Below are 18,875 nucleotides of genomic sequence, written 5' to 3'. Positions count from 1 at the left end.
AGAATAAGTGCATGCCCACCCAGAATGATTCGGGCGGGCAGCTAGTTTTCCGATTCATTAAATGATCGGATTTTTTGTCCGGAGCCGGCTTTTTGCCGGTCCTTTTGCTTTCGCTTTTTTTCTGTAAGCATGCTTAATCTCGTTGCATAAAGCGATTCCTAAAACGCCAAGTACACTGCACAAAAAAGCCATTTGAGTGAAACCTCCTTAGCTCATAAAGTAATATGCCACGGTAACTAGCTTTTTAAACATCCAGAACTATGAAAATACATTACTATATTCGAAAGAAGCATAGACTTTTTGTATGGAAAGGGGTAAATCATGAAGGCGATGATGTTGTTTGTACTAGCGGGGCTGGCCGAGATTGGCGGCGGATACCTCGTCTGGCTGACGCTCAAAGAGAACAGGCCAATAGGATATGCGGTTTCAGGAAGTCTGATCCTTGTGCTTTACGGCATAATTCCTACGCTGCAGAGCTTTCCGAGTTTTGGAAGGGTATACGCGGCCTATGGCGGGGTATTTATCATATTATCTGTTCTCTGGGGTTGGCTCGTGGATAAGAAAGTTCCTGACATGTACGATTGGATCGGTGCTCTGGTTTGCATTGCGGGAGTCTCGATCATACTGTGGGCGCCAAGAGGTTGATTTGATTACATAAAAAAACAGTCCGAGTGTCAGACTGTTTTTCTTTAGTTATCCTCTCCGGGTTTGTAGGAATAGGGTCCTTTATCCTCATTGTGAGGATTGTTCGTATCGATATGAAGCGTTCCTGAATCGGTGATGGTCGCTAAAATAATGTCCTGTATTTCCGCTCCTTTTTGCTTTACTCTCTTTAACAGCCAATCTCTGTCCAGTTTAAGGTATTTTAGATTATGGTCGATGATTTGGCCATCCATGATGACAGGAATCGGTATGAATTCCTTTTTCACTTTTACTTTTAAATCACCGGGCTGTACAGGCCTGTAATTGGCTTTAGGAATGACGCTGATCTGGCCGTTGTCTTCCATCGCTGCCAGTGAAATATTCCGGGTATCCGTGTAGCCCAGCACTCGTAATTGTGCAAGAAGTTCATCAACCGGGAGCCGGACTTTTCTTAGGCCCTTCCGGTCGATATCTCCGTTCCGGATAATGACAGTCGGGCTCTCATAAAGAATCCATCGGAGTTTGTTATGTAAGGAGATCCACATGAAAATCTTATAGAAAAGAACGATCATAAATGTGTAAAACAGTGCTTTCGAGACACTGTCCTTTTGCAGAGGCTGGCTGATGACGTTACCTATGATCAGGATAAAGAGCATGTCAAAGCTATGCATCTGGGATACAGCTTTTTTTCCTGTAAACCTTAAAAACAAATAACCAAATAGAAAGATCATTAACGGCTTATAAAATAATTCCATAAGTGTCTCCTCTTTTAAACGTATCATTATTATGGACAGAATCCCGATTGATTCATACTTGACCTTAGAAGTTTTTGTCCTTTCCTCATGAAATCAACCTTTCCATCATAAATTGAAGAAAGAGATAATAGAGGAGGGAACAATCTTGATCTGGGATCAGCAAAATAAAGAACTTGGAATGGCAATTTCGGAGATCACAGAAATTGCTTCTGGTTTTGGCCTTGATTTCTATCCGATGCGCTATGAAATTTGCCCTGCGGATATTATTTATACATTTGGTGCTTATGGTATGCCAACAAGGTTCTCCCATTGGAGCTTTGGGAAACAATTTCACAAGATGAAGCTGCAATATGATTTGGGTTTAAGCAAGATCTATGAACTCGTGATCAACTCTGACCCATGTTACGCTTTCTTGCTGGATACAAACTCTTTAATCCAGAACAAGCTGATCATCGCCCATGTTCTTGCCCATTGTGATTTCTTTAAAAATAATGTTCGTTTCTCCAATACGAGGCGGGATATGGTGGAAAGCATGACAGCGACTGCAGAAAGGGTCTCTCACTATGAACTGGTACATGGAAAGCGGGAGGTTGAGGTATTTCTGGACGCAGTCCTTGCCATCCAGGAACACATCGATCCTTCGATTATGAGAAACCGGCTGAATTACAACCTTGAAGACGAAGAAGAAGAGGAGGTTGTAAAAAAAGAGACACCATACGATGATCTGTGGGACATCGACAAACCAAGAGGCAGCAATGATAAGCCGGCGACTGTGAAGAAGAAGCTATTCCCGCCTCAGCCGGAAAAAGACATCCTGCTGTTTATTGAAGAGTACAGCAGAGAGCTGGAAGACTGGCAAAGAGACATCCTCTCCATGATGAGGGAGGAAATGCTCTACTTCTGGCCTCAGTTGGAGACGAAAATCATGAATGAGGGCTGGGCAAGCTACTGGCATGCTAAAATCCTGCAGGAGATGGATCTGACCACTCATGAGACCATTGAGTTTGCCAAACTGAATGCAGGGGTCGTTCAGCCTTCAAGAACCTCCATCAATCCTTATTATCTTGGTCTGAAAATATTTAAAGACATTGAAGAAAGGTACGATAATCCTGCTGAAGAATTGATCAGGCAAGGGGTAACACCTGGATCAGGAAGAGAAAAGATGTTTGAAGTCCGCGAGCTGGAATCCGACATGTCATTCATCCGCAACTACTTAACGAAAGACCTTTGCCAGCGCGAAGATATGTATCTTTTCCAAAAGCAGGGCAGGGATTATAAGATTGTAGATAAAGAATGGGAAGGTGTACGGGACCAGCTTGTGGGTATGCGCGTTAATGGAGGATTTCCTTATATAACGGTTAATGATGGAGATTATATGAAAAACGGCGAGCTTTACCTGAAACACTGGTTTGAAGATATCGAGCTCGATGTGAAATACTTGGAGAAAGTGCTGCCGTATGTGAACCAGCTGTGGGGCAGGCCGGTGCATTTGGAGACGAAGATCGAGGATAAGCCTGTCTTGTTTACGTATGATGGGAAAAGTGTACATCGGAAATACTTATAATAAAGCTGAAGCCGCCTTTGATAAAAAGGGCGGTTTTTTTATCTTAAATACTTTTTACTACTTACTTACTTTTTAATTGTTAATATTATATAATACATATAGACATTCCTTTAAGAGGGATAGTCAGTCTGTCAGCTTTGCAAAATAAGAAAACAGAATGATAAAATTTAGAGCAAACATCTGTTTCATATAGAAGGGGATTAAACATAATGGAACAAGCGAAACTTGAATCTAAAGTACTTTCCATACTTGAAGATAAAATTCAGCTGATCAAAACATCGGAAGAGGGCGGCATCTATTTGGTCGGACCGATTCGCCTGCCTGTGAACCTCTACGGGGAAACAGTCGTTTTTCGGTGGTACTGCTGGCTGCAAAGAGATATAATTACGGATGACTACGAAGAAATTATTGAAAAATTGTCTTCTGACAATCTGGCCGAATACCAGCAATCAAGCGTATTGGTATACGGCGACTTTGAATATAATGAAGATGCTTTAATCCGTATGCATTCCATCTGCCACACAGGAGATATTTTCGGAAGCAAACGCTGCGACTGCGGGTTTCAATTAAAGCAATCGATGAAGATGATTAAAGAACATGGAACAGGCGCGCTCTTTTACCTTGCCAATCACGAGGGAAGAGGCATCGGTTTATTCTCAAAAGCGATGGCCTATGTTCTTCAGGAAAATGGCTACGATACAGTGGAGGCCAACCTGAATTTAGGATTCGTCGATGATTCGAGGAACTATGAAGATGCTATCCACGTGCTAAAAGCATTGCGTAAAAAACCAGTCACACTAATTACAAACAACCCTAAAAAGCTGGAGGCCTTAAAAAATTCAGGTATGCACTTGTCAGGCCGGACACCATTATGGGGAGACGTTTCTGAGTTTAATGAGAATTATCTGAAGACAAAAGTGGCCCGCTCTGGACACTTACAAGAGGAAGAAGGCTGTCTTAATGGCTAATCATGAATTTTATATGAAATTGGCACTTGAAAACGCACGAGCGATGAAAGGCCAAACTGATCCCAACCCCATGGTCGGAGCGGTCATCGTCAATGAAAACCGTATTGTTGGAATCGGTTCTCACTTGAAACCGGGTGAACCGCACGCTGAGATCCATGCGATACGCATGGCTGGGGAGAAAGCAAAGGGCGGAACCATTTATGTTACCCTTGAACCTTGCTCACATTACGGAAGAACGGGGCCTTGTGCGGAAGCTATCGTGAAAGCGGGCCTTAAAACGGCAGTTATCGCGAGTCTGGATCCGAATCCGCTTGTTTCAGGCAGAGGGGTCGCCATATTAAAAGAAGCTGACATCGAAGTCATCACTGGTGTCCTTGAGAATGAATCACAAAACATGAATGAAGTGTTCAACAAATTCATCGTCCAGAAGCGGCCGTTCGTTACAACAAAATCAGCTGCTACACTCGATGGCAAAATCTCTACCTATACTTCAGACAGCAAATGGATCACGTCAGAAGAAGCACGCACAGACGTTCATCACATTCGTAACGAGAACATGGCCATCCTTGTGGGTGTCAATACGGTTATCAAGGATGACCCCGAGTTAACAACACGGATTCCAAACGGCCGAAATCCGATAAGGGTGATCCTCGATTCAGCGTTAAGGATCCCGCTTGAATCAAACGTTGTTCAGGACGGCAAAGCACAAACGTGGATCATTACGACCGAGCGCGCCAGTGAAGAGAAGAGAAAAGAGCTGGAAAGAGCAGGGGTCACTGTTTTTGTAACCAAAAGCCTGGCCGAACAGGTAAACCCTGTAGAAGTTGTTGACCTGCTGGGTGAGCGGCTCGTTTCATCACTCATGATTGAAGGTGGTGGAGCCGTTATTGCGTCCTTCCTCAAGCACCAGCTCATTGATAAAATGGTGGTTTATATGGCACCTAAACTGGTAGGCGGAAGCCTGTCGCCTACTTTTCTTGAAGGCGAGGGCATTGAAAGGATGAGCGATGCGGTGGAACTGAGGGATTTGAGCATTGTCCAAACAGGCAAAGATTTTAAATTCACCGGTTATCCGGTGTATCAGGGGAAGTAAGGAGACTCACATGAAATTCGGCTTTGATATAGATGATACATTGATTAATTTAAGAGGCCATGCATTTTCCATTTATAATAAAAAATTAAATCAAAAGATTGCAGAGGATGTTTTTGAAGATTTGAAAACGGTAGAGATCCACCGTCCCTTTGGCCTCAGTGATCAGGAAGGCAAAGAGATGTGGAACAGCTTCCTTGAAGAAATCTATTTTACCTCTTGCCCTCCATATCCACAGGCAGTAGAAACGCTCCAGGAGCTTTGGCATCAGGGACATGAAATCTATTATATTACCGCCCGTCCAGGGGAACATGGCCAACGGACGATGGAATGGATGATTGAGCAAGGCTTTCCGGTGGAAGAAGAAAAGTTTTTCTGCGGAATGAAGGATCATGAAAAAGTAAAAATCATTGAAAAGTTGGATTTGGATTATTATTTCGATGATAAACCTGGTGTCCTGGAGACATTGGACATTGATACCCTGAAGATCTTTGTGAAGGACCAGTCGTACAACCGGCATTACAAAGGACAACGACTGACCGACTGGGGAGAACTGAAAGAGTTGGTTATGGAAAACAGCAGAAGATAATTCTGCTGTTTTTTTCAACAAAGCCACGGTGAAAACCGGGAGAAACAGCGCCTGAAACAAGGTGCTGTTTTTTATTTTTTTAGAAACATTGACAAAGAGAGTGTATATACATATGATATAAGCAAAAGTTGCTCGAGGGAAACAAATAAGAGTGGAGGAAAAATAGATGGATGGGACTAAAAGTATATCCTTATTTGATGGAAAAAAAGGAGACATCATTCGCATCACCTCCATGGAGATCGAAGGTGTGATGAGAAGAAGGCTGCTGGATCTTGGTTTTGTGCAAGGAGCTCTTGTTGAGGTAATCAGAAAAAGTCCTCTGGGAGATCCCATTGCCTTTCGGGTCAGCCAGACGTCGATTGCATTGAGGAAAGAGGAGAGCACTAGAATCCAGGGGGAGCTGATACGTCATGACTGATACATTTCGTATAGCCTTAGCCGGCAATCCTAACACAGGGAAGAGTACGTTGTTCAATGCGCTGACCGGCCTGAAGCAGCATACCGGAAACTGGGCGGGAAAGACAGTTTCGCTTGCTGAAGGAACTTTCAAGCATAGGAGTAAGCAATACAGGTTTATTGATCTTCCGGGTACTTATTCTATCTTTTCAAATTCAGCAGATGAAGAAGTGGCTAGAAATTATATCGTTTTTGAAAAGCCGGATCTGACGCTCGTTGTCGTTGATGCTACCTCTCTTGAACGGAACCTGAACCTCGCCCTTCAAATTTTGGAAATGACAAAGAATGTGGTCATCTGCATAAATCTGATGGACGAAGCAGAAAAGAGAGGGATTACCATCAACGAACGGTTACTGGCAAGGCGTCTAGGGGTTCCTGTAATAAAACTTTCTGCCAGAAACAGGGCAGGGATTCCTTTACTTCTTGATACAATAGACCGAATCGTCTCAGGAAAAATTGCGTGTGAACCAGTGCAGATCAAGTATGATGGTGAGATAGAAGCGAGGATTGCTTCCTTGGAGCCCTTCGTAAAACAAGTGGTGGATGACCGTATTTCATCCCGATGGATTGCCTTACGGCTGCTGGACGGAGATGAATCGCTGCTGAAAGAGTTGAATACAAGGCTAAAAACAAAGGAGGAAACAGTATGCAATCAGAGCTAGCCGGCCGATCTGGTGATCTAAACCAGCTGTACGAGAGAGCACAGCAGATAGCATCTCCCAATCTCCGCGATAAGATCGTACAGAAACTGTATCAGGAGAGCAAACAGCTGTGCGAAGACAGTGTTTCATTTGGAAAGGCCGAACGCGATAAGCATACGGAGAAGCTCGATGCGATATTTACATCGCCGATCTGGGGTTTTCCTATCATGATCATCATGCTTGGCATCGTGTTTTATCTCACGATCGCAGGAGCGAATGTTCCGTCAGATATGATTGCCAGCTTTTTTGGATGGCTGGAAGGTCATATCACCTCGCTTTTTCAGCTTATGAATGCGCCTGACTGGCTGCATGGATTGCTCGTTTTGGGGCTGTATCGGGGAACGACCTGGGTGATCAGTGTCATGCTTCCGCCAATGGCAATCTTCTTCCCGACATTTGCACTTCTGGAGAACTACGGTTATCTCCCAAGAGTAGCATTTAACATGGATCGGGTGTTTAAAAAGGTTGGGGCACACGGTAAGCAGTCTTTAACGATGGCGATGGGATTCGGCTGTAATGCGGCCGCCATGCTGTCTTCGAGGATTATTGAGTCCCCAAGAGAGCGGATGCTTGCAATTTTAACGAACAATTTTGTTCCGTGTAATGGAAGGTGGGGAACGCTGATTGTCCTTGCCTCGCTGTTTATGGCGGCAGGCTATACAGGCGGTGCAAAGTCACTTGTGACAACAGCGGTCATTGTCGGCATCGTTCTTGTTGGAATCCTTGTCACTTTTCTTGTATCCTGGATCCTTTCCAAGACGGCATTAAAAGGGGTTCCTACACACTATACACTGGAGCTTCCGCCCTACCGCAGGCCCAAGTTCTGGGAAACTGTGATCCGCTCTTCGCTTCAGCGGTCTCTATCCGTATTGGTGAGAGCCGTAAAAGTAGCGGCGCCGGCTGGTATTTTAACTTGGGTGCTGGCCAACGTGAACGCAGGAGATCAGAGTATTTTATTGCATATCGTCCATTTCCTCGATCCGTTTGGACAGATGCTTGGGCTGGATGGGTATATTCTCATGGCGTTTCTGGTAGGCCTGCCGGCAAACGAAATCGTGCTCCCCATCCTGATCATGGGCTACCTCTCTACTGGCGCCATGACCGAAGTGGATAATCTTGGAGATTTAAAACAGATCTTCGTGAGCCATGGTTGGACGTGGCTGACTGCTTTGAACATGATGCTTTTTTCCCTGCTTCACTTTCCATGCGGCACAACGCTGGTTAACATCTATAAAGAAACAAAAAGTGCAAAATGGACCTTCCTGTCATTTATCATTCCTACAGCGATCGCTATTCTGGTTACGTTTGCAGTCGCGCAGATCGCCAGGTTAGCAGCATAGCGGGAAAACTGGTATTATAGGGAGTGAACCACAACTGAATAAAAGATTTTAAGTGCTCAAAACGGAATGTGGAGAGATAATAGGGAATCCAGTGGAAAATCTGGAGCAGCCCCCGCTACTGTAAAATCAGTTGCCTTTTATTAACTGATCAAGCCAGGAGACCTGCTTAAGAATCTAGTTTCTGTAATCTTCGGAGGGAAGAGAAAGGATGTCTACGGCGACCGTTTTATTTGTTTACAAACGTATTCTTAAACCTTAACTTCTCTAGTTAAGGTTTTTTTGTATGAAGAAAAAACTGAAAGGAAGAGGTAAACAAATGAAGTATGAATGGCAGCAACTAAATATACCAGAGCTGAATGAAGGAATGGGCTCAAAAGCAGAAATTTATGCAGATTCTTTGACTAAGCCTGTTGGAAGCCTTGGAAGATTAGAAGCATTAGCCATTGAATTGGCGAGAATGACAGGTGAATTGTTTCCGGATATTACCCCGCCCGGCGTTATTGTATTCGCTGCCGATCATGGCATCGCTTCAGAAGGGATTTCAGCCTATCCCCAGGAGGTAACCAGCCAAATGGTGCGAAACTTTTTAAATGGCGGAGCAGCGATTAACGTATTCAGTAAATCGATCAAGGCGGTCTTAAGAATAGTCGATATTGGTGTAGCTGCCGATTTGGAGGAAGAGGAAGGTTTAGTAAAGAAAAAAATCCGATATGGAACCGCCAATTTTTATCATCAGGATGCGATGTCCCGAGAAGAGGTGCTTCAAGCCATTGATACAGGCTTTGTTGAGGCGAAGGAGCTTATCCACAAGGGAGTCAATTGTCTAATCCTTGGAGAGATGGGGATCGGCAATACCACTGCGAGCAGTGCCATTATCGCCGCTGTCACTGGGCAAAGCTTAACTGAACTGGTCGGAACAGGAACGGGCATCAACAATGAAAAAGTTCAGTACAAACAGGAACTGATAAAAAAGTCCATTGAAAAAAGGATGCCAAAAACGGAGGATCCTATTGATGTATTAATGAAACTGGGAGGGCTTGAAATTGCGGGCATGGCGGGTGCCATGCTAGCTGCAGCGGCACATAGAATCCCGATTCTGGTTGATGGCTTTATATCAACGACCGCAGCATTGATTGCAACGATGATAAACAGCCGCGCCTCAGACTATATGATTATGGCTCATCGTTCGGCAGAGCTTGGACATCAGACCCTATTAAAGTTGTTAGATAAAGAGCCGCTTCTTGACCTGGGTATGAGGCTGGGAGAGGGAAGCGGGGCGGCTGTTGCTTTTCCTATTCTTCAATCAGCTGTCCTAATGCTAAAGAATATGGCCACATTCGAAACCGCTCAGATAACAAAAAGAATGAAGGAGGAGTAGGTTCCATTGTTTACAAAAGATGAAAAAGAAGCCATCTATAAAGTAATCGTTAAAAGAAGGGATGTCCGGAGTTTTCTGCCTGATCCGATACCAAAGGATGCCATAAGCAGGATATTGGAAGCTGCTCATCATGCTCCTTCCGTTGGTTTCATGCAGCCGTGGAACTTTATATTGATCACATCACAGGAAATCAAGGAACGGTTAGCATGGGCCGCTGATAAAGAACGAAGGGCCCTTGCCATTCATTATGAAGATGATGGTCGGTCTACAAAGTTTTTGAGCCTGAAAATAGAGGGGATCAAAGAAGCGCCTTTAAGCATTTGTGTAACAACCGATCCTTCCAGGGGCGGTTCACATGTTCTGGGTCGAAATTCACTACCTGAAACAGACATCATGTCGACCGCCTGTGCGATTCAAAACATGTGGCTGGCTTCCTGCGCCGAAGGATTAGCCATGGGGTGGGTGAGCTTTTATAAAAAAGCCGATGTGCGGGAGATATTAGAAATTCCCCCTCATGTTGAACCAGTTGCTTTACTCTCGATCGGCTATACAGATGAGTATCCAAAACAACCCATTCTGGCAACGGCCCGATGGGAGAAAAAAAGGGAGATAGAAAACTTAGTTTCTTATAATAAATGGTAGAGCATCATAATTAGAAAAGGACAGGCATATGAATATTTCATAAAAAGCTTCTGTATGGACAGGAGCTTTTTCCTATCGAACGATTGGATGGCAAGGAAAACGGGGAAGTAAAACTATAGACGATGAATAGGTAAAAATCGTGGAAAGGATCGTTTTATGAGTGAATACTGGGCTGAGAAGGCATTGATCAAATTCGAATCTCAGTTTGATCAAAACAACTCATACAACATAAAAAACAGCAAACGGCTTTCTGGAAAATCGAAGGTATGGAAGTACATGGACTTTGCAAAGTTTGTCAGCATGCTTTATCAAAAATCCTTATTCTTTCCTAAACCTTCACTGTTCGTGGATAACCATGAAGGCAGCTATTCGGCGCTGGACGTAAATAATATTTTGAATGATCCTTTGTCCTACCTTACTATACCTGTAAATGATAAGTTATCAAAAGAGGAGAAGCGAAGACAGCTTCATGAATACATCAAGCAGATGCATGACTATGTCGGTGTGAACTGCTGGCACTTGAACGAAGAAGAATCAGCGGCGATGTGGAACCTGTACTTAAAATCGGATGAGGGCATCGCTATCTGCTCCACCTTAGAAAAATTGTACACGAGCATATCGGATAAGAGGTTTCATACGTATATCGGACAAGTTCAGTACATCAATTTCAACTCTGAGATGGCCAGTCTGAATCCCTATGAAACACTATTCTACAAACGCCGTTCCTTCAGTCATGAAAACGAGATACGTCTGCTGGCATTTGATAACCCCAATAACCGCATTTTTGACCATAAAGACGGAGCATATGTCCAAAGTAATTTGAACACATTAATTGATGAAGTGTATGTTTCGCCAACAAGTCCTGAATGGCTCAGGGAAGTCGTTCAATCCGTCCTGGAAAAATACAGGCTTCCGTTTAAGCCTGTCATTAAATCGTCGTTATATGAAGGCCCCTTCTATTAAAATTTCGACAGCGGCCGTACCGGCTGCTTTTTCTTTATCTGCTCATAAAATGATTGCACATCTCGTAATTCATCGTCATAATATATATGAGCATATATTCATATAAGGGGGAGTAGAGCTATGGGACACTCTCATGATCACAGCCACCACCATCACGGGAGCGGCAATAAAAAAGCCTTAAAGCGCGCGTTTCTGATTATTACCATTTTTATGGTCGTTGAAGTGATTGGCGGATTTATGACCAATAGTCTGGCATTATTGTCAGATGCGGGGCATATGCTGAGCGATTCGGCCGCTCTGGGATTAAGCCTTTTAGCGATGACATACGGGCAGAAGGCATCTTCCCATTCTAAAACGTTTGGTTACAAGCGTTTTGAGATTTTGGCTGCATTTATTAATGGCATTGCTTTGATTGCTATCGCTGTTTATATCTTTTGGGAAGCATACCATCGCATATTAAAGCCGGTCAGTATTGTAAGTTCAGGCATGCTGGCTGTGTCGGTCATCGGTCTTGTTGTCAATATCATCGCAGCATTTATTTTGATGAGCGGTGATAAGGACGAAAACATTAATGTAAGAAGTGCGTTTCTTCACGTGCTCGGGGATCTGCTCGGATCAGTCGGAGCGATTATCGCGGCGCTCCTCATTATGTTTTTCGGATGGGGATGGGCGGATCCTGCTGCAAGTGTGATCGTAGCTTTACTCGTTTTGATCAGTGGCTGGCGTGTTACGAAGGAGTCGATCCACATTTTAATGGAGGGGACTCCAGCCAATATCAGCATTGATAAAGTGAAGCAAACTCTGTTAACGATTCAGGAAGTAAAAGAGGTCAATGATTTGCATGTCTGGTCCATTACTTCAGACTTTCCAGCCTTTAGCTGCCATCTCGTGACGGATGCGGGAATCGATCAGCAGGCCCTCTTAGTCAAAGCAAACAGCCTGCTTCACGATGAATATCATATTGAACACACGACGATACAGATTGATGCAGGCGGTCATCCTTGTAAAAAAGAAAATCATTGCAACTGACAAATACAGGTGCTGAGCGTTTCAGGCTGTTACGGCTGAAGCGCTCAGCTTTTTATTTTTTGTAAAACCAGCTCTTCATTCGCTATAATGAATACCAACTGATCTTTTTCTTAAGGGGAGGAACTATGGCAGCAGAAATTTGGCCACCCATCTACTTGTCGATCACGATTGCTGCAGCGGCATGGCTCATTGTAATATTGGCTGGTATCGGGATGGGTAAGGCTATGGCGGGCAGGCGTTTTAAAGGCAAAGTGATTCTTGAAACGGTGCTGATGCTTCCGCTCGTACTTCCTCCAACGGTTATTGGGTTTTTGCTTATCGTTATTTTTGGGAAGAGGAGCCCGGTGGGGCAGTTGATTGAAGCGGTATTTCATCAGCCTATTATTTTTACATGGTGGGCGGCCGTTCTTGCCTCAAGTGTGGTGGCATTTCCTCTAATGTATCAATCCGCAAAAACAGGTTTTGAAGCCGTTGACAATGACATTGAGGACGCAGCCAGGGTTGATGGAGGAAGCGCATGGAAGGTTTTTCTACTGATTACCATTCCTCTTTCCATCACCTCCATTGTTTCAGGAGCCATATTGAGCTTTGCACGGGCATTGGGTGAATTCGGGGCGACGTTAATGTTTGCCGGAAATATTCCCGGACAAACTCAAACGATTCCAACGGCCATCTATCTTGCCATGGATTCAGGGAACATGAGGGAGGCTTGGCTTCTCGTTCTCGCAAGCATTAGTATTTCTTTTGTCATGCTCACAGCAGCATATCGGATAAAGCGGTAATGAACAGGTGAAGGCTAACCCGCCATTTGCCTGTTTTTTTGTTCAGAAATGAAACTTTACTGAAGGCTGTCCGTATATAACGATAAACACCAGCGTCTTTAGGAAGGTTGATGACGATCAAAACGATTTTTTCAAAGATAGGCATCGGAGGAGCAGAAGTCGAAGCTTTCTAGGATGGTTAAATGCTAGAAGTGTCTCTTAAATGTAAACTGTAGTAGGAGGAGTTATTACGATATGTTTTTTCACCCGATGGATTTTCTGATTCTCATTGCGTTTGCTATTTCGTTGTGGGCGCAGTTTAAAGTGAAAGGGAACTTTAAAAAATGGTCACAAGTAGAGGCTCATTCCGGTCGAACCGGTGCTGAGATCGCGAGGTCCATTTTGGATGACAACGGCCTGTATGATGTTCCAGTCGAACCGGTAAGGGGGACATTAACCGACCACTATGATCCTGTTTCAAAAGTGGTACGCCTCTCAGAGCCGGTTTATTATGGGGTCTCCATCGCATCGGTTTCGGTGGCTGCCCATGAGGTTGGCCATGCTGTTCAGCATCAACAGTCCTATGGTGCATTAAAGCTGAGGCACCATATGTTCCCATTGGTAAACCTGACTTCAGGTATTGCCCCATTTCTATTGCTGGGAGGATTTCTGCTTGATCAATTTTCATTGATCGGTATCGGGATCGTGCTGTTCTCGTTCGCTGTCTTCTTTCAGCTCGTTACGCTTCCGGTCGAATTTAATGCTAGTTCGCGGGCCAAACAGTATCTTGTGGCTGAGGGATTTATCCGCAATGAAGAAGAGCGGGGCGTTAACAAGGTGCTAAACGCCGCCGCATTAACGTATGTAGCGGCCGCACTGATTTCTCTCCTGGAACTTTTGAAGTTCGTTATGATTTTCTTTCAGGGAGAGCGGGAGGAATAAACTGATTATCGTAAAAAGATGTTTCTCTTGATGAGAAACATCTTTTTTGATCTCTACTATCCTTAACGGTAAAACATGAATTAATAGACTCCGCCGTAGCCTGCTCCAAATCCGCCGCCAAAGCCCCCATAACCTCCAAAGCCTGTACATGCGCATCCAACGATGATCAAAAGAATAAACAATACGACAATTAAAGCAAAAGCTCCGCCGCCGCCAAAAAAACTCATAGTTTACACCTCCTCAGCTTAGAATATGATGGCTTGACTCAATTGGCTTAGGCAGGCCGTGAAATGTGTTGGTGTCTTTGAAACCTGATAGTTTACATATAGGTTATACAACCATTTTGGTAACCATCCTCGTCCAGAAGAATAAACTGGCTATATACCACTCAAGGAGGATCTATACTTGTACGAAAACATGAGCAATGTTCAGCCAAACTATCCTATGTCGAAAGATAATCAACCGCATCACGCAAGCCCAGGCCACAAAGAGAACTTGATGCACCTCTGCAAACAGTATGCAGGAGCCAACTGTGAGATCGAGATGGCAGACGGCAGGATTTATCAAGGAAAGATTCATGGCCATGATAATGACAACCTGTATCTCATCATGCCTATGCAGCACAGAGATGAAGCATCTGAGCGTTTTTTCCCTGGTTTTGGTTTTGGCTTCAATCCATTCTTTGTAGGGCCATTTTTCCCGGGCTTCGGTCTGTTCGGATTTCCTTTCTTTGGTTTCAGGCGTTTTAGACGTTTTTGGTGGTAATTTAGTTGTTCGGCCATAAAAAAATAGAACCGCAGATTTCTTGGTCTGCGGTTCTATTTTTTTATGATTTATTTTCAGCCATGAACGCTTCGATTTCTTCGACGCTGCGTATGATGTCTTTGGACAGATTTTCATAACCGTTTTCCGTTACTAGAATGTCATCTTCAATTCGGATGCCGATTCCCTCTTCTTCAATATAGAGCCCAGGTTCGATCGTAAGAACCATGCCTGGCTCCAATACGCGGTCCTTGTAAGAACCAACGTCATGTGTGTCTAGGCCAAGGAAGTGACTGACGCCATGGTAATAATAATTGGAGAGCTCCGCTTCTTTCCTAATTAGGCCGAGCTGAATGCACTCTTCTGCGAGAATGGATTTCGTACGTTCATTTAATTCTGCAAATTTAAGGCCGGGCTTAATGAGGGAAGTCGTTTCTTTCAGCGCTTTCAGCACGATGTTATAAAATTCTTTTTGACGGCTGCTGAATTTGCCGTCAGCAGGAAATGTAAAGCTGATATCAGCGTTGTAATAATCCTTTTGGGCACCCAGGTCCAGCAATACAAGATTCCCTTCATTAATCATGGAATCATTTTCTTCGTAATGAAGAACGGTAGCATTTTTTCCACTCGCCAAAATGGTATGGAAGGCAAAGTCTTTAACGCCTGATGATTTGAGGACAAAATCAAAATGAGCTTCCAGTTCATTCTCCAGCAGACCGGATTTGGCATGCCTCATCACGTTGTAGATACCCTCCTTCGTGATGTTGATCGCTTCCTTGATCTTCTGAACCTCTTCATCAGTTTTAATTACCCGCATTTCGGTAATCAAAGGGTATGCATTTTCAATGGTAAGATGAGGGTAATGATCTTGGATATGTTTTGCAAAGGAAAAGGCTTTCGCTGCGCCTTCAGACCATTCCCTCCGCTCTAAATCCAGGTATACACTCTTTATGGATTCGGCAAAAAATGCTCGGGACAGTGAGGATTCAAAGTTTTCCAGATAGGAAATGCTTTTAATCCCAGACCGGTTCTTGGCTTCATCCTGCGTCAGTGAGGCACCAACCCATTTCTCCATCACAGGATCTGCTTTTTCGATGAAGAGTGTCTCATCCAAGGAAGATTCTGTTTTTTTCATAACGAGGATAATGTTCGGACGATTGATCCCTGTTAAATAATAAAAATTGCGGTTAGGTGTGAAGGGATAGCGTTCATCGGCAGATTTGTAAGGGGCCTGGCCTGCAAAAAGAATAAGGGTTGATTCAGCAGGGAGCTGTTCTGCCAGTTTTTTTCTGTTTTGTGTGAAAAATGATGCATCCATGATAATCCTCCTCAATGATTGATTAAAATTAAACAGACTAGATGGTTTATTTTCATTGTATTTTTTATGGAATTTTTCGTCAATTAAATATGTTTATTTAGACGAAACGGTTTAAAGGTATTCATTCAAAGGGGAATAAAGAACAATCCATGATTTTAAGAAAGTAAAAAAGACAGCGGCCTCTTTAGGCCGCTGTCTTTCGTCTATACTGAACTTTTTGCATAGGCTTCAAGTTTGCGGTAGCTTGCTTCTTCATGAGTAAATTCTTCTTCCTGTTCAAAGATGAATGCTTCAGGAGAACTGAAATCGAACTCAACCGTTCCAGAGAACACGTAGGTCGCGTTTCCTTTGAGCATGACAGAATAGCCCCCGTTGTCCTTCAGCTCATTCACTTTACAGCGCACCATGCCTCCGTTGTTTAAAACCGTTACTTCTTTTTCAGGATGATTGATGCCAAGGCGGCACGTAATCAGGCTGGCAGCGGACATGGCCGTGCCGCAGGAGTTTGTGATTCCGACACCGCGTTCATACGTCTGTACAAAAATTTTTGAATCACCCAAATCTTTGACAAAGCTTACATTGACGCCTTTAGGAAACACACTTTTTAGTTCATTCGCCCGTTTGCCGATCTCAGCTACTTGTTCTTCTTGAATCTCATCAACAAGGGTAATGATATGCGGGTTCGGCATACTTACGGCGGTGAAGGCGAGTTCTGTAGAAAGTTCAGGTATTACCGTATTTTCCAGGGTCTTCTGATCATGAATGAGCGGCAGCGTTTGAACATCAAATGAGACAGGTCCGATCAGTACTTCAAAGGTTTGAATATCGCCGAAAATATTTTCGGTTTTCTGCACATCTAGATTGGCTTTTAACGTCTCAACGATCGCGTGGTCTCTTCCGAGCAATTCGGTAATGTATCTTCCAGCACAGCGGAGCCCGTTGCCGCACATTTCCGGCTCGGTGCCATCCGAATTAAAAATCCGGTACTTGGCATCCGCTTTCCCACTTTTTTGGATAAACAAAATTCCATCCGCCCCAATTGAACTGCTGCGTTCGCAAAGAGCTTTCGTCAATATGGTACGCTTTTCATCATCCAGTCCATAATCGTTGCTATATTCATCGATTAAAATAAAGTCATTATAGGACCCATGTGTTTTTAGCACGTCGATTTTCAAGATTCTTCGTCCTTTCGTTCCGCTGAATTTCTTATAAGTATCATAACAAGAAACATAAAAAAATGTGAGCATCAAATAATAGAAATTATAGAGCATTACGCTTCATGCTTAGGATTCAGCGTGGTATATATAATAGTGTAAGCTAAAAAAGGGAGGGAATAAAATGAAAGAGATTCAAACTTTAGATGAATTTGAGAATGTTATTTCATCCGATAAAGATACTATTATGATTTTTACGGCGGGATGGTGTCCTGATTGCCGCAGGCTTGAAGTGTTCATCGGTGATATTATGGAGGAGCACAGTGATAAAGCCTGGTATGAGATTGACCGGGATAAGTTCCCGGAACTTGCGGAAAAGTATGAAGTGATGGGGATCCCAAGCCTGCTTTTGTTTAAAAACGGAGAAAAACTTGCCCATCTTCACAGTGCGAACGCAAAGACACCAGAAGACGTACGCGCTTACCTGGAAAGTCTTCCTGTATAAAAAACAAAGTGAAGCCGCCTCGCAAGTTTGAGGCGGCTTTTTCTTGCGTCGTATGGCTCCGGCTTTTTGATTAAGCCGCTGTGCTAACGGTTACGAGTAATCTTGTGATAGATTAGGAAACATAAATAAGTACTATTCATCAGGAAGGGATTGTGGAGAATTTGAACGAAACGATCAAAAATATTCTGTCCCACCGGTCGATTCGCCGGTTTAAAGAGGAGCCGATTCCGGAAGAAGTCATTGAGACCCTCGTCCAATGTGCGCAAGCTGCTTCCACTTCAAGCTATCAGCAGGTGTATTCCATCATTGGAGTAGAAGAACAAAGTCTTAAGGATAAACTCGCTGAACTGGCGGGCAATCAAAGTTATGTAGCTCAAAATGGCTACTTTTTCGTCTTTTGTCTGGATTATCACCGCCATCAGCTCATGGCAGAGATGACAGGCGGAAACGTTGATGCCACCATCCAGTCCAAGGAAGGCTTTATGGTGGGGATGATCGATGTGGCCCTCGCTTCCCAAAACCTTGCAGTAGCAGCGGAATCACTAGGCTTGGGCATCGTTTTTATCGGAGGCATCAGAAACAATCTTCCTGAAGTTTCCGACCTGCTCCGCTGTCCTGACCATGTAGTGCCGCTATTCGGCATGGCTGTCGGCTATCCGGACGCGTCACCTGGCCTAAAGCCTCGTCTTCCCCAAGAAGCAGTCTTCCATAAAAATCAATACCTGGATGACGGGAAAGCAATGCCAGTCTTAAAAGAATTCGAGATGAAAACTGCAGATTATTATAGGGAGCGCACAGGAGGGAAACGGAATGAAGGCTGGGCTTCTCAAATGTCCAGGGTAATGGAACAGCCAAAGCGGACGTATATGAAAGATTTTATTGAATCAAAAGGCCTCGACAAACAGTAAGGATTCCTGGTCCCCAAAATAAGTTATTTGAATTAAGAATTAAAGAACGTTATACTTGAATCAAGCAGAACAATTGAATAAGTTTCCTTCGGGGTCGGGTGAAATTCCCAACCGGCGGTGATGAGGCGGTGTCCTCTTAGTCCGTGACCCGGCTATGCAGCAGCATAGACGGTGGATCTGGTGAAATTCCAGAGCCGACAGTATAGTCTGGATGGGAGAAGGAATGAAGAACGCTTATTTGGCATTGTCTAAAAACAACCGCTGAAAGGCTTATTTCGATATTACTGACTATTGATGCTATGAGTTTTTTCAGAAAGCAATAAATAGGAACCCCCCGGAAGAATTTTGACTTCCGGGGGGTTTTTTGTTTATGCCGCTCAATATCAAGTTCAGCTCATTCCTTATTAA

22 protein-coding genes and 2 riboswitches are annotated in these 18,875 nt (G+C 43.9%); of the genes, 17 read left to right on the top strand and 5 right to left on the bottom strand.

From position 1 onward, the window contains the following. Positions 1 to 57: 57 nt before the first annotated feature. A complete protein-coding gene (locus QYF49_RS22840) occupies positions 58 to 192 on the bottom strand; it encodes a hypothetical protein (RefSeq protein ID WP_290401897.1) in 135 nt (44 codons plus the stop codon). A 129-nt stretch (positions 193 to 321) separates the two neighbouring features. On the opposite strand from QYF49_RS22840, the gene QYF49_RS22835 reads away from it, so the two are divergent. Further along, positions 322 to 645 carry a YnfA family protein gene (locus tag QYF49_RS22835; RefSeq protein ID WP_425589627.1) on the top strand — a complete coding sequence of 108 codons (324 nt, stop codon included), beginning with the start codon at positions 322 to 324 and terminating at the stop codon, positions 643 to 645. Positions 646 to 689: 44 nt separating this feature from the next. On the opposite strand, the gene QYF49_RS22830 is transcribed toward QYF49_RS22835, so the two are convergent. Continuing rightward, complete coding sequence (locus tag QYF49_RS22830; RefSeq protein WP_290401896.1) at positions 690 to 1,397, bottom strand: DUF421 domain-containing protein; 708 nt, start codon at positions 1,395 to 1,397, stop codon at positions 690 to 692. 145 nt (positions 1,398 to 1,542) lie between these two features. Here QYF49_RS22830 and QYF49_RS22825 point away from each other — a divergent pair, with 145 nt between their 5' ends. The 13 genes from QYF49_RS22825 to QYF49_RS22765 all read left to right on the top strand — a co-directional run bounded on the left by QYF49_RS22825 (position 1,543) and on the right by QYF49_RS22765 (position 13,820). Beyond that, positions 1,543 to 2,961, top strand: a complete 1,419-nt coding sequence (locus QYF49_RS22825; protein WP_425589626.1) for a SpoVR family protein — start codon at positions 1,543 to 1,545, stop codon at positions 2,959 to 2,961. 209 nt (positions 2,962 to 3,170) lie between these two features. After that, the gene (locus tag QYF49_RS22820; RefSeq protein ID WP_290401895.1) at positions 3,171 to 3,929 is read left to right on the top strand and encodes a GTP cyclohydrolase II; all 759 of its coding nucleotides are present in this window, start codon (positions 3,171 to 3,173) and stop codon (positions 3,927 to 3,929) included. Then, positions 3,922 to 5,022 (top strand): bifunctional diaminohydroxyphosphoribosylaminopyrimidine deaminase/5-amino-6-(5-phosphoribosylamino)uracil reductase RibD, encoded by a 1,101-nt coding sequence (gene ribD / locus QYF49_RS22815; protein WP_290401894.1) that lies wholly within the window; start codon positions 3,922 to 3,924, stop codon positions 5,020 to 5,022. Before QYF49_RS22820 ends, ribD begins: the two co-directional genes overlap by 8 nt. Before the next feature lie 10 nt (positions 5,023 to 5,032). Beyond that, positions 5,033 to 5,608 carry a 5' nucleotidase, NT5C type gene (locus QYF49_RS22810; protein ID WP_290401893.1) on the top strand — a complete coding sequence of 192 codons (576 nt, stop codon included), beginning with the start codon at positions 5,033 to 5,035 and terminating at the stop codon, positions 5,606 to 5,608. 166 nt (positions 5,609 to 5,774) lie between these two features. After that, positions 5,775 to 6,026 carry a FeoA family protein gene (locus QYF49_RS22805; RefSeq protein ID WP_290401892.1) on the top strand — a complete coding sequence of 84 codons (252 nt, stop codon included), beginning with the start codon at positions 5,775 to 5,777 and terminating at the stop codon, positions 6,024 to 6,026. Then, on the top strand, positions 6,019 to 6,726 hold the full coding sequence (locus QYF49_RS22800) for a FeoB small GTPase domain-containing protein (protein ID WP_290401891.1): 708 nt from the start codon (positions 6,019 to 6,021) through the stop codon (positions 6,724 to 6,726). Before QYF49_RS22805 ends, QYF49_RS22800 begins: the two co-directional genes overlap by 8 nt. Next, positions 6,711 to 8,105 (top strand): nucleoside recognition domain-containing protein, encoded by a 1,395-nt coding sequence (locus QYF49_RS22795; RefSeq protein WP_290401890.1) that lies wholly within the window; start codon positions 6,711 to 6,713, stop codon positions 8,103 to 8,105. The genes QYF49_RS22800 and QYF49_RS22795 overlap by 16 nt, the downstream gene beginning before the upstream one ends. Positions 8,106 to 8,138: 33 nt before the next feature. After that, positions 8,139 to 8,289, top strand: a riboswitch (cobalamin riboswitch). A gap of 132 nt (positions 8,290 to 8,421) precedes the next feature. Continuing rightward, positions 8,422 to 9,483 (top strand): nicotinate-nucleotide--dimethylbenzimidazole phosphoribosyltransferase, encoded by a 1,062-nt coding sequence (cobT, locus tag QYF49_RS22790; RefSeq protein WP_290401889.1) that lies wholly within the window; start codon positions 8,422 to 8,424, stop codon positions 9,481 to 9,483. A 6-nt stretch (positions 9,484 to 9,489) separates the two neighbouring features. Next, complete coding sequence (bluB, locus tag QYF49_RS22785) at positions 9,490 to 10,125, top strand: 5,6-dimethylbenzimidazole synthase (protein ID WP_290401888.1); 636 nt, start codon at positions 9,490 to 9,492, stop codon at positions 10,123 to 10,125. Positions 10,126 to 10,281: 156 nt separating this feature from the next. Further along, complete coding sequence (locus QYF49_RS22780; protein ID WP_290401887.1) at positions 10,282 to 11,088, top strand: hypothetical protein; 807 nt, start codon at positions 10,282 to 10,284, stop codon at positions 11,086 to 11,088. Between the two features lie 120 nt (positions 11,089 to 11,208). Beyond that, on the top strand, positions 11,209 to 12,117 hold the full coding sequence (locus tag QYF49_RS22775; protein ID WP_290401886.1) for a cation diffusion facilitator family transporter: 909 nt from the start codon (positions 11,209 to 11,211) through the stop codon (positions 12,115 to 12,117). A gap of 125 nt (positions 12,118 to 12,242) precedes the next feature. Beyond that, positions 12,243 to 12,899 carry a molybdate ABC transporter permease subunit gene (modB, locus tag QYF49_RS22770; RefSeq protein ID WP_290401885.1) on the top strand — a complete coding sequence of 219 codons (657 nt, stop codon included), beginning with the start codon at positions 12,243 to 12,245 and terminating at the stop codon, positions 12,897 to 12,899. A 249-nt stretch (positions 12,900 to 13,148) separates the two neighbouring features. After that, positions 13,149 to 13,820 carry a zinc metallopeptidase gene (locus QYF49_RS22765; protein ID WP_425589634.1) on the top strand — a complete coding sequence of 224 codons (672 nt, stop codon included), beginning with the start codon at positions 13,149 to 13,151 and terminating at the stop codon, positions 13,818 to 13,820. 80 nt (positions 13,821 to 13,900) lie between these two features. Here QYF49_RS22765 and QYF49_RS22760 read toward each other — a convergent pair whose 3' ends face one another. Further along, entirely contained in the window at positions 13,901 to 14,047 is a 147-nt protein-coding gene (locus QYF49_RS22760) for a YjcZ family sporulation protein (RefSeq protein ID WP_290401883.1), read from the bottom strand. Between the two features lie 178 nt (positions 14,048 to 14,225). Between QYF49_RS22760 and QYF49_RS22755 the strand changes: the two genes are divergently transcribed. Next, complete coding sequence (locus QYF49_RS22755) at positions 14,226 to 14,585, top strand: hypothetical protein (protein WP_290401882.1); 360 nt, start codon at positions 14,226 to 14,228, stop codon at positions 14,583 to 14,585. A 61-nt stretch (positions 14,586 to 14,646) separates the two neighbouring features. On the opposite strand, the gene QYF49_RS22750 is transcribed toward QYF49_RS22755, so the two are convergent. Beyond that, on the bottom strand, positions 14,647 to 15,900 hold the full coding sequence (locus QYF49_RS22750; RefSeq protein WP_290401881.1) for an aminopeptidase P family protein: 1,254 nt from the start codon (positions 15,898 to 15,900) through the stop codon (positions 14,647 to 14,649). A gap of 203 nt (positions 15,901 to 16,103) precedes the next feature. Beyond that, a complete protein-coding gene (dapF, locus tag QYF49_RS22745) occupies positions 16,104 to 17,075 on the bottom strand; it encodes a diaminopimelate epimerase (protein ID WP_290401880.1) in 972 nt (323 codons plus the stop codon). Between the two features lie 163 nt (positions 17,076 to 17,238). Here dapF and QYF49_RS22740 point away from each other — a divergent pair, with 163 nt between their 5' ends. Continuing rightward, positions 17,239 to 17,559 (top strand): thioredoxin family protein, encoded by a 321-nt coding sequence (locus tag QYF49_RS22740; RefSeq protein ID WP_290401879.1) that lies wholly within the window; start codon positions 17,239 to 17,241, stop codon positions 17,557 to 17,559. 161 nt (positions 17,560 to 17,720) lie between these two features. Beyond that, entirely contained in the window at positions 17,721 to 18,467 is a 747-nt protein-coding gene (gene nfsA / locus QYF49_RS22735; RefSeq protein WP_290401941.1) for an oxygen-insensitive NADPH nitroreductase, read from the top strand. A gap of 80 nt (positions 18,468 to 18,547) precedes the next feature. Then, positions 18,548 to 18,694: riboswitch (FMN riboswitch) on the top strand. Positions 18,695 to 18,875 lie beyond the last annotated feature (181 nt).

The organism is Fictibacillus terranigra, assembly GCF_030412265.1.
In the GTDB taxonomy this organism is placed as follows: Bacteria; Bacillota; Bacilli; order Bacillales; family Fictibacillaceae; genus Fictibacillus_C; species Fictibacillus_C terrinigri.
Note: the sequence above shows the minus strand (reverse complement) of the source record. Positions and strands in the feature narration are given on the sequence as shown.